Origin of the sequence: Sphingomonas sp. PP-CC-3A-396 (assembly GCF_004343105.1) — a bacterium.
In the GTDB taxonomy this organism is placed as follows: Bacteria; Pseudomonadota; Alphaproteobacteria; order Sphingomonadales; family Sphingomonadaceae; genus Sphingomonas.
The window spans coordinates 281,583-293,726 of the sequence record NZ_SLYF01000001.1 but is presented as its reverse complement, the minus strand read 5'-3'; the positions used below and the strand labels follow the sequence as shown (position 1 = coordinate 293,726).

General features: G+C 66.4%; 13 protein-coding genes. 5 read left to right on the top strand and 8 right to left on the bottom strand.

Translation table 11 applies throughout. From position 1 onward, the window contains the following. Positions 1–23: 23 nt before the first annotated feature. Both metK and lnt read right to left on the bottom strand, forming a co-directional pair. Entirely contained in the window at positions 24–1,241 is a 1,218-nt protein-coding gene (gene metK / locus C8J40_RS01385; RefSeq protein ID WP_132895471.1) for a methionine adenosyltransferase, read from the bottom strand. 58 nt (positions 1,242–1,299) lie between these two features. Continuing rightward, positions 1,300–2,832, bottom strand: a complete 1,533-nt coding sequence (gene lnt, locus C8J40_RS01380; RefSeq protein ID WP_207901116.1) for an apolipoprotein N-acyltransferase — start codon at positions 2,830–2,832, stop codon at positions 1,300–1,302. Between the two features lie 363 nt (positions 2,833–3,195). Here lnt and C8J40_RS01375 point away from each other — a divergent pair, with 363 nt between their 5' ends. Further along, positions 3,196–3,615 (top strand): VOC family protein, encoded by a 420-nt coding sequence (locus C8J40_RS01375; RefSeq protein ID WP_132736092.1) that lies wholly within the window; start codon positions 3,196–3,198, stop codon positions 3,613–3,615. 28 nt (positions 3,616–3,643) lie between these two features. Continuing rightward, entirely contained in the window at positions 3,644–3,946 is a 303-nt protein-coding gene (locus tag C8J40_RS01370) for a polyhydroxyalkanoic acid system family protein (protein WP_132895469.1), read from the top strand. 28 nt (positions 3,947–3,974) lie between these two features. Here the strand turns inward: C8J40_RS01370 and C8J40_RS01365 are convergent, their stop codons facing one another. The 4 genes from C8J40_RS01365 to pyk all read right to left on the bottom strand — a co-directional run bounded on the left by C8J40_RS01365 (position 3,975) and on the right by pyk (position 8,592). Beyond that, on the bottom strand, positions 3,975–4,493 hold the full coding sequence (locus tag C8J40_RS01365; protein WP_132895468.1) for a biliverdin-producing heme oxygenase: 519 nt from the start codon (positions 4,491–4,493) through the stop codon (positions 3,975–3,977). Then, positions 4,490–4,678: a CstA-like transporter-associated (seleno)protein gene (locus C8J40_RS01360; RefSeq protein ID WP_056061299.1), complete on the bottom strand. Its 189-nt coding sequence runs from the start codon at positions 4,676–4,678 to the stop codon at positions 4,490–4,492. The genes C8J40_RS01365 and C8J40_RS01360 overlap by 4 nt, the downstream gene beginning before the upstream one ends. Continuing rightward, positions 4,675–6,729, bottom strand: coding sequence for a carbon starvation CstA family protein (locus C8J40_RS01355; RefSeq protein WP_132895467.1), 2,055 nt, complete (start codon positions 6,727–6,729; stop codon positions 4,675–4,677). The genes C8J40_RS01360 and C8J40_RS01355 overlap by 4 nt, the downstream gene beginning before the upstream one ends. Positions 6,730–7,128: 399 nt before the next feature. After that, entirely contained in the window at positions 7,129–8,592 is a 1,464-nt protein-coding gene (gene pyk, locus C8J40_RS01350) for a pyruvate kinase (RefSeq protein WP_132895466.1), read from the bottom strand. 92 nt (positions 8,593–8,684) lie between these two features. Between pyk and C8J40_RS01345 the strand changes: the two genes are divergently transcribed. Continuing rightward, the gene (locus C8J40_RS01345; protein ID WP_132895465.1) at positions 8,685–8,999 is read left to right on the top strand and encodes a DUF1244 domain-containing protein; all 315 of its coding nucleotides are present in this window, start codon (positions 8,685–8,687) and stop codon (positions 8,997–8,999) included. A 167-nt stretch (positions 9,000–9,166) separates the two neighbouring features. Then, positions 9,167–9,409 carry a DUF2312 domain-containing protein gene (locus C8J40_RS01340; RefSeq protein ID WP_197942503.1) on the top strand — a complete coding sequence of 81 codons (243 nt, stop codon included), beginning with the start codon at positions 9,167–9,169 and terminating at the stop codon, positions 9,407–9,409. A 163-nt stretch (positions 9,410–9,572) separates the two neighbouring features. Here C8J40_RS01340 and C8J40_RS01335 read toward each other — a convergent pair whose 3' ends face one another. Both C8J40_RS01335 and C8J40_RS01330 read right to left on the bottom strand, forming a co-directional pair. Beyond that, on the bottom strand, positions 9,573–9,863 hold the full coding sequence (locus C8J40_RS01335; RefSeq protein WP_132895464.1) for a GIY-YIG nuclease family protein: 291 nt from the start codon (positions 9,861–9,863) through the stop codon (positions 9,573–9,575). A 150-nt stretch (positions 9,864–10,013) separates the two neighbouring features. Beyond that, positions 10,014–11,477, bottom strand: coding sequence for an ATP-binding protein (locus C8J40_RS01330; protein WP_056051716.1), 1,464 nt, complete (start codon positions 11,475–11,477; stop codon positions 10,014–10,016). Between the two features lie 112 nt (positions 11,478–11,589). Between C8J40_RS01330 and C8J40_RS01325 the strand changes: the two genes are divergently transcribed. Beyond that, positions 11,590–12,132 carry a DUF1003 domain-containing protein gene (locus C8J40_RS01325; RefSeq protein ID WP_132895463.1) on the top strand — a complete coding sequence of 181 codons (543 nt, stop codon included), beginning with the start codon at positions 11,590–11,592 and terminating at the stop codon, positions 12,130–12,132. The last annotated feature ends 12 nt before the right edge of the window (positions 12,133–12,144 follow it).

The following is a 12,144-nucleotide window of genomic DNA, read 5'->3' as shown; positions in this document are numbered from 1 at the left end:
TATGCGGGGAAGGACCGTGATGGTCAGGCGACGGCGGCCTTCAGCGCGTCGACCAGATCGGTCTTTTCCCAGGTGAACATGTCACCCTCGGGCTCGCGACCGAAGTGACCATACGCCGCGGTCTTCTTGTAGATCGGCGCGTTGAGCTTGAGGTGCTCGCGGATGCCCTTCGGCGTCAGGCGAACGAGCTTTGGCAGGACCGCCTCGAGCTTGGCCTCTTCGACGGTGCCGGTGCCATGCGTATCGACATACACCGACAGCGGCTCGGCAATCCCGATCGCATAGCTGAGCTGGATGGTGCAGCGACGCGCGAGACCCGCGGCAACGACGTTCTTCGCCAGATAGCGCGCGACATACGCAGCCGAACGATCGACCTTCGTCGGATCCTTGCCCGAGAACGCACCGCCGCCATGCGGCGCCGCGCCGCCGTACGTGTCGACGATGATCTTACGCCCGGTCACGCCGGCGTCGCCGTCAGGGCCACCGATCTCGAACTGGCCGGTCGGGTTGATGTAGATCGCGGTGTCGTCGGTGATGAAGCCGTCGGGCAGCACGTCCTTGAACACGCCCATGACATAGTCGCGCAGCACGGCGTACTTGGCGGGATCGGCGTTGTCGCCCTTCTCGCAATAGCCCGGTGCATGCTGCGTCGAGACGACGAGGGCGGTCGCGCCGACCGGCACTTCGTTCTCGTACGACAGCGTGACCTGGCTCTTGGCGTCGGGCTCGAGGAACGGCGCGGCGCCCGAGTGACGGTCTTCGGCCATCTTGGCGAGGATCTTGTGGCTGTAATACAGCGTGGCAGGCATCAAGCCGGGGGTCTCGTCGGTCGCGTAGCCGAACATGATGCCCTGGTCGCCGGCGCCCTCGTCCTTGTTACCGCTCTCGTCGACGCCCATCGCGATGTGCGCGGACTGGCCATGGAGGTTGTTCTCGAAGCGGAACGTCTCCCAGTGGAAGCCCGACTGCGCGTAGCCGATTTCCTTGACGGTGTTGCGCACCGCAGCCTCGATCTCTTCCAGGACGCCGTCGGCCCACTGGTCGTTCTCGTAGATGCCCTTGCCGCGGATTTCACCGGCGAGGACGACGAGCTGCGTGGTCGTCAGCGTCTCGCAGGCGATGCGTGCCTGCGGGTCCTTGGCGAGGAACAGGTCGACGATCGTGTCGCTGATCTGGTCGGCGACCTTGTCGGGATGGCCTTCGGAGACCGATTCGGAAGTGAAGAGGAAAGACTTGCGCATGCGGGCCTCTTTGCCATGCTCTGAAGCGAGCGTCATATAAGGAAAGCTTTATATGACCCTAGCGCTGGCGACGGCGCAGGGCAACCGCGGTGACGAGCATGAGTATGGCGACGATTGCCGCCATCGCGTTGCCGACGCGCGAGAACAGCGTGGGGGGCAGGGCGGACGGCATCGGCTGCTCGATCGCACCGGCGGTCTCGTGCGGGACGGTCGCGACGAGCCTCCCATCGGCGGCGATGATCGCGGAAATGCCGGTCGGGGTGGCGCGAAGGATCGGCAGCCCTTCCTCGATCGCGCGCATCCGGGCTTGGGCGAGATGCTGCGGTGGGCCCCATTTGCCGAACCACGCATCGTTTGAAGGATTGAACAGGATACGGGGGCGGTGCGCGCGATCAACGACCTCGCCCGAGAAGATGATCTCGTAACAGATCTGCATCCCGATCGAGCCGAAGCCGGGCAGCGTCAGGTTCGCGGGGCCCTTGCCGGAGGTAAAGTCGATATCGCCGGGCACGAGCCGCGCGAGGCCTAGCGGCTTCAGCAGCCACGGCATTGGGAGATACTCGCCATAGGGCACGAGGTGCGCCTTGTCGTACCGCCCCCGCAGCCGCGCCTGTGCGTCGAGCGCAAACACCGAATTCGCCGCGCCGGAAATCTGGTCCTTGGCGTCGAACTCAAGCGCGGTGCCGCCGATCAGCAGGATGTCCTCGGGCCCCAGCAGCCGCGCCATCCGGCGGCGGAGGTAGAGCGGGCTCGACCAGCCATAGGCGTAGAACGGGTAGCCATCCTCGACGTAGTCACGGACGACGCCCTCGGGCCAGACGACGAGACGCGGGGTGGCGCCACCCTGGCCGGACAGCTTTTCGAGCGCGGAGAGCACGCGCTCGCCATCGGTCTCGCTGCGGTCTTCCTGGCCGATATCCGGCTGGACGACACGGACCAGAGGCGTGCCAGGCGCTGGCGGCGGGGCATTGGTCCACAGCGCGGATAATCCGGCAAGACCCAACGCGGGGATCGCGACCGCCGGCAGGGTCCAACGGCGTGAGGCCAGCATCAGCAGCGCACCCGCTGCGACTATCGTGACTCCCGACAAGGCGTAGGTGCCGACCCAAGCCGATAGCCGCGCGACGCCGATCGCAGGCAGCCAGACGACGCTCAGCGGATCCCAGGCATAGCCCGTGAACAGTGTCGCGCGCAGCCACTCGGTCGCGATCCACGCTGCGCCGAAGACCAGCACGAACGTCGCATCTGGGGTGCCGGGCCGTCGTGCGGTCCGCCAAGCGATCCCGCCTGCCAGCATCGGGAACACCGCCAGATACAGCGCCAGCCCGACCGCCGCGAAATAGCCGAGCACCGGCGGCATCGCGTCCTGGAAGTCGAACGCATGCTGGAACCAGTTGTTGTTGACGGTGAAATGCCCGACCCCGAACACCCATCCGCGCCAGAGTGCGCGACGCAGGGTGGGGGCGTCGTGGACGAGCTTCATCCACAGCGCGAACGCGACGAGCGTCAGCGGCCACAGGTCGAGCGGGGCGAACCCAGTCGCGGCGAGCGCGCCGAGGACGAGGCAGGCGAGGGCGGGGTAGCGGTTCACGCTGGCGCTATGGCGTGGCGGAGGGGGTGGGGCAATGTTTTCGGTTTGGTGGGGTGGGGCATGAAGAGCAGCTCCCCGCCACCTAGCACCACCCCGGCGAAGGCCGGGGCCCAATTGGAAAGGCCGCATTAACGAAGCGCGGTTCCCCGTTAGCTACGTCCCCCAATTGGGCCCCGGCGTTCGCCGGGGTGGAGTAATGAGGGGGAAGGACACCCGCACCAAATCTTGTTCTCCCGCGAAGGCGGGAGCCCAGACTGGACTCCCGCCTTCGCGGGAGAACAAGGACGGGCGGGCACACATCCGTGGAAATCCCACGCAATCCCCCGGGTCGACGAACCGGATCCCCCGCCCTATCCTCCCGGCATGACCCTACGCCCGTTCCACCTCGCCTTCCCGGTCCACGACCTAGCCGCCGCCCGCACCTTCTACGGCGCAACGCTCGGCTGCCCCGAAGGCCGCTCCAGCGATCACTGGATCGATTTCGACCTGTTCGGCCATCAGATCGTCGCGCATCTCGACCCTTCGGCCAAACCCGTCGCGGTCGCCAATGCGGTCGACGGCCACGCCGTCCCGGTGCCCCATTTCGGCGTAGTCCTGACGATGGAAGACTGGACCACGCTGTCTGAACGCGTCACCGCCGCCGGCGTCCAGTTCGGGATCGCGCCCTACATCCGCTTCAAGGGCCAGCCCGGCGAGCAGGCGACGATGTTCTTTTACGACCCGTCGGGCAACGCACTTGAGTTCAAGGCGTTCGCCAACGACGACATGATTTTCGCGACCTAAGGCCAATACTCAATTCAAGGATCAACCCATGGCCACTCCAGTTACCGTCGACATCCCCCACCAGCTCGGCAAGGCCGCAGTCCGCGCGCGGCTCGATGGCGGGATCGACAAGATCAGCGCGAGCATCCCCGGCGGCTCGGTGACCGACCACCGCTGGGAGGGCGACACGCTGCATTTCACCGTCAAGGCGATGGGCCAGACGATCGCCAGCGCGGTCACGGTCTACGAAACCAACGTCCATGCGGTCGTCGACCTGCCCGGCATCCTCGGGCTCTTCGCCAGCAAGATTCAGGAATATATCGGCAAGGAAGCGCCCAAGCTCCTGCGCTGATCTAAGGCTGGCATCTCAGGCGCCGAGATCAGGCCGGCGCGCGCCGATACAGATCGAACGCCGCCTTGGCGCCGACGATGGCCCGCTCGACCCAGGCGTCGTCGGCGGGCTCGTCGTCAATCGCGGCAAGCAAGGCGCGCCATTCGCCGGACAGATGCTTCGAACCGAGATACGCCGACGGCATCCCCTCGGGCACCGACCGCGACAACATTATGCCGCCGAGCCGTGAGCCCTCGACCACGTACATCGCACCCCAGCCGGCCGCCTCGCTCGGCATCACATCGAACGCCATTGGTGTGGGCATATCTTCGCCCAGCGCGGCGAGATCCTCGGCCAGCGCCGTCTCCCTCGACCGGACCGCACCCAGTCCCGGGATCGCGGCAAGCCAAGCCTCGACCGCCGGCAATGCTTTGGCGTGCGCGATCAGGAACGCGCGGTAATCGTCCGCATCGCTCAGGTCATAGCGTCCAAACCCGGCATCAACCGCGTCGTGATCGCTCGCCGTCGCTGCCCGGAGTCGAGCGACGGTCGAAAGCGTCTCGGTCAACAGCAGCGCCCTCCGCCCTTGCTGCCGTACCGCGCCTCCTGCCGATCACGGAAGAACGCGCGCTCGTCCATCGGCGCATGATCCGGATGGCGCTCCGCCATGTGCTGGCGATAGGCGGCGTAGGACGGCACGCCGACCATCAGCAGCGCGGTCTCGCGCGCCTTTGCGTAAAGCGCGCGGATCATTCCGCGGCCACCAGTTGCGGCGGAACTTCGGTGACGGTCGGGCGGTCGATCTTCAGCGCGGCAAGGCACGTACGGATGCCGAAGACCACGATCGACAGCACGACCGCCAGGAACAGCGCGCACAACCCGGCGTCGATCCGGTCGTTGAGCACGATCCGCTGCATCTCCGCCATCGTCTTGGCCGGCGCCAGAAGCTCACCGCGCGCCGCCGCATCCGCAAACTTCGAGGCATGCGCGAGGAAGCCGACCTTCGGATCGCTCGCGAACAGCTTCATCAGCCCAGCGGTGATCGTGCACAGGCACAGCCACGCAGCGGGGAGGATCGTCACCCACGCGTAGCGCTGGCGCTTCATCCGGAACAGCACGACCGTGGCGAGCACCAGCGCGACCGCCGCCAGCATCTGGTTCGAGATCCCGAACAGCGGCCACAACGTGTTCACGCCGCCCAATGGATCGGTGACGCCCTGATACAGGAAGAAGCCCCAGGCAACGACGCAGAGCGCGGTCGCGATCAGCCCCGGCACGATCGCCGAGGCATTGCGGAACGACGGCACCGCGAGCCCGATCAGGTCCTGCAGCATGAACCGCCCGGCACGCGTCCCCGCATCGACCGCGGTGAGGATGAACAGCGCCTCGAACAGGATCGCGAAGTGATACCAGAACGCCTTCATTGCCTGCCCGCCGACGAGGTGGCTGAAGATTTCCGACATCGCCACCGCCAGCGTAGGCGCGCCGCCCGTGCGGCTGACGATCGTGGTCTCGCCGACGTCCTTCGCGGTCTGCGCCAGGAGCTCGGGCGTGATCGGGAAGCCCATCGCGGTCACTGCGGTCGCGGCGGAGGCGAAGTCGGTGCCGACCACCGCCGCCGGGCTGTTCATCGCGAAATAGACGCCGGGATCGAGGATCGACGCGCCGACCAGCGCCATGATCGCGACGAAGCTCTCCATCAGCATCGCGCCGTAGCCGATGAACTGCGCGTCGCCTTCGCTGGCAATCAGCTTAGGCGTGGTGCCGCTGGCGATCAGCGCGTGGAAACCCGACACCGCGCCGCACGCGATGGTAATGAACAGGAACGGGAAGAGCCCGCCCGACCAGACCGGGCCGCTGCCATCGATGAAGGGGGTGAGCGCGGGCATCTTGAGCGGCGGCGCGACGACCGCGATACCGATCGCCAGCGCGACGATCGCGCCGATCTTGAGGAACGTCGAGAGGTAATCGCGCGGCGCGAGCAACAGCCACACTGGCAGGACGGAGGCGACCGCGCCATAGCCGACCATCAGCACGCACAGCTGCACCGGGGTCAGCGTGAACAACGGCGCGAGCGCCGGCGAAGCGGCGACGGTGCCGCCATAGACGATCGCGGCGAGCAGCCCGATGACGCCGAGAACGGAGACTTCGCCGACCTTTCCGGGTCGGATCCAGCGCGTGTAGATGCCCATCAGGAAGGCGAGCGGGATCGTCGCGGCGACGGTGAACAGCCCCCACGGGCTGCCCGCGAGCGCGCGGACGACGATCAGCGCGAGCACGGCGAGGATGATGACCATGATCGCGAACGCGCCGATCAGCGCGATCACGCCGGGAATCGCGCCCATCTCCATGCGGATCAACTCGCCGAGCGACCGCCCGTCGCGGCGCATCGAGATGAACAGGATCATGAAATCCTGCACCGCACCCGCGAGCACGACGCCGGCGAGGATCCAGAGCGTGCCGGGGAGATAGCCCATCTGCGCGGCGAGCACTGGCCCGACGAGGGGCCCGGCGCCGGCGATCGCGGCGAAATGGTGGCCGAACAGGACGTTGCGGTCGGTCGCAACGTAATCGAGCCCGTCGGCGCGGCGCAGCGCCGGGGTTTGCCGCGACGGATCGAGCTGCATGACGTGCCGCGCGATGTAGCGCGCATAGAACCGGTACGCGATCAGCTGGACCGAGACGGCGGCGGTGACGATCCACAACGCGTTGACATGCTCGCCGCGCTCGAATGCGACGACCGCGAGCGCGCAGGCTCCGAGCAGGGCGAGTGCGCCCCAACCGATCTTCTCGCGTAATGTCATGTGCGCGCCTCCCGTGCGGTCCTTACCGGCGACATCGCGTATTCGGGAGGCGAGCGCTAGCCTAGATTAGTTCGCACACCAGCCTCATAGCTCCACCCTGGCGGAGGCCGGGGCCACCGTTCCGCACACCGCGCGGACCGCGAGCCCGGCATGACCGGGAAGGGGTGGCGTTCGATGGTGTTCCAGCTTGAATGTAGTGCGGGTGCGAGAAAGACACGACCTACACCAAGGCCGTTCCATTGCGGACGCGAGGCTCAGCTGAATACCGCAGTGCTTGGTACCCTGGCCCCCCGCCTTCGCGAGGGGCCAATCGGGGCGGGGTCCACTTTCCCCATCAAAGGGCTGCATCTGCATGGCAGCGACCGGCAAGCCGCGCGCGCCGCCAGTTCAAGCCCCCGCTCAAACCTGTGAGTGATGTCCCTTCAGCTCGTCCCCGACGATCCGCACCACGTGCAGCACATTCGTCGACCCAGGCGTCCGGAACGGCACGCCCGCAAGCACGATCACGCGGTCGCCAGCCTTGGCCATCCCATGCCGCAACGCCATCCGCTTCGACTTCGCCACCATGTCCTCGAACGACTCGACGTCGCGCGTGTGCACCGCATGCGTGCCCCACAGCAGCCCGAGCCGCCGCGCAGTCTCCTGGCTCGGCGTCAGCACCAGCAGCGGCACCGAAGGCCGCTCGCGCGCGATCCGGCGGGCGGTCGAGCCCGACGTCGTGAAGCAGATGATCGCCACCGCCGACACCGTCGCCGCGATGTTCTTCGCCGCCTCGGCCAGCGCGTCCGCGGTCGTCGGATCGGGCTTCATCACCGTGAAGTGCATGCGGTCACCATGCTCGGGATCGGCCTCGACCGAGACGCCGATCGCATCCATCATCGCCACCGATTCGACCGGCCACGCGCCCGCCGCGCTCTCGGCCGACAGCATGATCGCGTCAGCGCCGTCATACACCGCGGTCGCGACGTCGGACACTTCCGCCCGCGTCGGCGACGGCGAGGTGATCATCGATTCGAGCATCTGCGTCGCCACGACGACCGGGCGGCCCATCCGGCGCGAAACCTCGACGATGCGCTTTTGCAACGGCGGGACCTGCTGCGGCGGCAGTTCGACGCCAAGATCGCCACGTGCGACCATCACGCCATCACACGCCTCGACGATCTCCTCGAGCCGCTCGATCGCCGCCGGCTTCTCGATCTTCGCCATCAGCGCCGCCTTGCCGCCGATCAGTTTCCGCGCTTCCCACAGATCATCCGGGCGCTGGACGAACGACAGCGCAATCCAGTCGACGCCCTGGTCGACCGCGAAGTCGAGATCGCTGCGGTCCTTTTCGGTCAGCGCGGCCATCGGCAGCACGACGTCGGGGACGTTCAGCCCCTTGCTGTTCGACAGTGCACCGCCGACTTCAACGCGGGTCGTGATCTGACGCGGGCTGTGCGACACGACGCGCAACACGAGCTTGCCGTCGTCGAGCAGCAGGCGCGCGCCCGGCTCGATCGCCGCAAAGATCTCGTCGTGCGGCAGTTCGACGCGCGTCGCATCGCCCGGCGTCGGGTCGCGATCGAGCACGAAGGTCGCGCCGGTTTCGAGCACGGTCCGTCCGCCGTCGAACTTGCCGACGCGCAGCTTTGGCCCTTGGAGATCGGCGAGGATCGTCGAAGGGCGACCATATTCCTTCTCCAGCGTGCGAATCGCCTGGATCACGGCGATCTTCGACTGCTGGTCGCCGTGGCTCATGTTGATGCGGAAGGCGTCGGCGCCGGTGCGGAACAGCGTTGCGATCATCTCTGGCGTGCTGCTGGCAGGGCCGAGCGTCGCGAGAATGCGGACTTTCCGCGAACGGGGGGCGATGGCCATGGTCATGCGGTGCGTCTTCCTCGGCGTTTCCTGGGGGAGGTCTTTGCCGCGACGGGCCTTAAACCCTATCTCCGTACGATCAACCACGGAGCATACGAATGAATCCCGATCGCCTCGATACTTTGGACGATGCCGTAGCGGCGAAAGCCTTTCGCCGCCTGATCCGCCACCTTCGCCACCGCGAGGACGCGCAGAATGTCGATCTGATGGGGCTCGCCGGTTTCTGCCGGAACTGCCTGTCGGACTGGGTCGAGGAAGCGGGCGGCCTGTCGAAGGACGAAGCGCGCGAGACGGTGTACGGAATGCCCTATGCGGAATGGAAGGCGCACCATCAGGGCGATGCGACTCCCGAGCAGCTCGAACGGATGAAGGCGAGCGTCGCGAAGAACGCGCCGTTCGATTCAGGCGATTGAGCCAAGCACGGTAAACGCCTAGACGCCGTCTCGCACCAGCAGCGGCATGATTCACGACGTCGTGAGACGGCGGTCACCGGTGCGGGCTTGTATCTCGATTGGCTTTAGGCCGGCGCGCGGCGCTGGCGAGTGGGGAATTTTCGATGTCTGACGAACGGCAACACGGCATGGGCGGCGGCGCGGTCGCAGCGGACGAACTGCGCCTGCTGATCGAGCGCGCCGAGCGTCTCGAAGAAGAGAAGAAGGGTATCTCGGACGACATCAAGGACGTGATGGCCGAAGCCAAGGGCCGTGGTTACGACCCCAAGGCGATCCGGAAAATCCTGTCGATCCGGAAGAAGAAGAAGGAAGAATATCAGGAGGAGGAAGCGATCCTCGAAGTGTATCTCCAGGCGTTGGGGATGATCTGAGGATCGTCTGATTGAGCCGTCATCCCAGCGAAAGCTGGGATATTCCGCGGCGAGGAGCGTTTCCAAACTACGCAGCGCCGGTTGTTTGACCGGCCGCGTTCCTCCTCGCCGCAGGAGATCCCAGCTTTCGCTGGGATGACGGTTTATGGGTTGAGTGACCGCTTCAATGAAGCTGGTCGTAAAGGTCCGCCCACTCAGGATTGATCGTCGCGATCAATTCGTCCTTCCACGACCGTTTCCAAGCCTTCAGCATCTTCTCCCGAGCGATCGCGTCCTGGATCGTTCCATGCTGCTCGGCGAACACCAGAATCTTCAAACCATACCGCCGGCAATAGGCCGACCCGGTATCGATCCGATGTTGGTGAACGCGCGAAGCCAGATACGCGGTGACGCCGATGTACAGCATGCCAAACGGCTTGTTCGTCATCATGTAGACCCAGCCGCCCAGCGCCATGTGCCCCCCCAACCGTCATCCCAGCGAAAGCTGGGATCTTCTGCGGCGAGGAGGAACGCGCCCCGTCAAATATCCCGTACCGAGTGGGACGGGCGCACTCCTCGCCGCGGAATATCCCAGCTTTCGCTGGGATGACGGAGGAGTCAAATCTTAGGCTGCCTCCGCCGGCAACGTCGTCCACCCGAGCCCCGGGATCGTGATCGAGCGCTTGCCCGCAAGGTCAGTCCGGCACACGATCAACTCCCGGCTCTCGATATAGCCGATCAGACGCTTCACTCGGCCTAGCGAACTCGTGCCGTACGTCGCTGCGATCCGCGCGTCCGACGGGCAGGGTTCGCCCTCGCGCGCAGCCCGCGCCACCAGCAGGAACGCGCCCAGCATGTCGTCCGGCAGGCCGCTCGCCACGTCCAGCGCCGCCGTCCAGGCTTCATCGGTCATGTCGAATATCCCCGCACGCGCGCAACTCAGACGCCGCACGAAACCCGGCAAATCGAGCGGCGGTTTCGCCAGCCCACCCATCCGGCACCGCACCTGGAAATCCTGGAACAGCACCGATGGCGGCCGCAACGTCGACTCCGGATCCTCGACGATCGCGCGGAAGACGTCGGCGTAGACCGCCTCGACCTCGTCGTCGGTCTTCTCAGGGGGCGGCGGTGCGGCGGTGCGCGGCTCGGGCGGGCGGGCGATGCCGTCGAGCAGTTCCTCCGCCGGCACGCGACGCGGGCGCGAATCGAACATCAGGCCGAGTTCGGGGGCGTCGACCACTGGCTCGGACAGCAAATCCTGCAAGTCCATCGGCGCAGCGCTCGGCAACGGCGTCAGCTTGGGGCTGCCGCTCCGCGCGGACGTCGCGACGTCGCCGATCTTCACCGTGATCGGCCGCCGCGATACCGCCGGCCCGAGCGCCATGAACGTGCCCCGCTGGAGATCGCGAATCGCCTCCGCCTGCCGCCGCTCCATCCCGAGCAGGTCGGCCGCGCGCGCCATGTCGATGTCGAGGAAGGTGCGACCCATCAGGAAGTTCGACGCTTCCGCCGCGACGTTCTTGGCAAGCTTCGCCAGCCGCTGCGTCGCGATCACCCCGGCGAGCCCGCGCTTGCGACCACGGCACATCAGGTTGGTCATCGCGGCCAGCGACGCACGGCGCACCTCTTCCGAGACTTCGCCGCCGGTCACCGGCGCGAACATCTGCGCTTCGTCGACCACCACCAGCACCGGATACCAATGCTCGCGCGGCGCATCGAACAGCGCGGACAGGAACGACGCGGCGCAACGCATCTGCCCCTCGACCTCCAGCCCTTCGAGGCTCAGCACCGCGGACGTCCGATGTTCGCGCAACCGCGTGGCGATGCGCGAAATCTCGCGTTCGCTATAGTCGCCCGCCTCGATCACGACATGGCCGTGCGGCCCGGCGAGCGTCACGAAATCGCCCTCCGGATCGATCACGATCTGCTGGACATGCCCCGCCGATCGCTCGAGCAGCCGGCGCAGCAGATGCGACTTTCCCGATCCCGAATTGCCCTGCACCAACAGGCGGGTGGCGAGTAGTTCCTCCAGGTCGACGCCGACGGCAGTACCATTGCCGTCGGTGCCCATATTCACGCTAACCGTCATGCCGCGCGTTTGGCAGGTGCGGGCGTGTGGGAGCAAGGAGTCTTTGCGGCTTGCGTCGCAAGCGGGGCTCTGCGCGCTGGCATAATCCGCATTCCGGGCTAGGCCTCAAAGGATGGCCACACACTCCCCGCTCGCCGATCTCTCGCAACGCCTCCTCGGCAAGGCGCCGGGCGAGCTCGACGACGAGGAGCGCCGCGTCCTTGCGGGGATCGAGGCGGGCACGGTCGTCAGCCGCGACGCCGGCGACGTCTCCGACGAACGCTCGAGCTATGGCGAGCGGCTGGCGGACAAGGTCGCGGCGGTTGGCGGGTCGTGGGGCTTCATCATCGTCTTCGCGGTCATCCTGTTCGGCTGGATGATCCTCAATTCGGACATCCTCGGCCATTTCGGGATGGCGTTCGATCCGTATCCCTACATCTTTCTCAACCTGATGCTGTCGACCGTGGCGGCGATCCAGGCGCCCGTCATCATGATGAGCCAGAACCGGCAATCGGCGAAGGATCGTCTCGCCGCGAGCCTCGATTACGAGACCAACCTGCGTGCCGAACTCGACATCCTGCGCGTGCATCACAAGATCGACCATCTGTTGCTGGACCGCCTCGACGCGATCGAGCGGAAAATCGACGGTCTGGCGAAATCCGCGCCTGACGCCTAAGAGCGGGGCCAT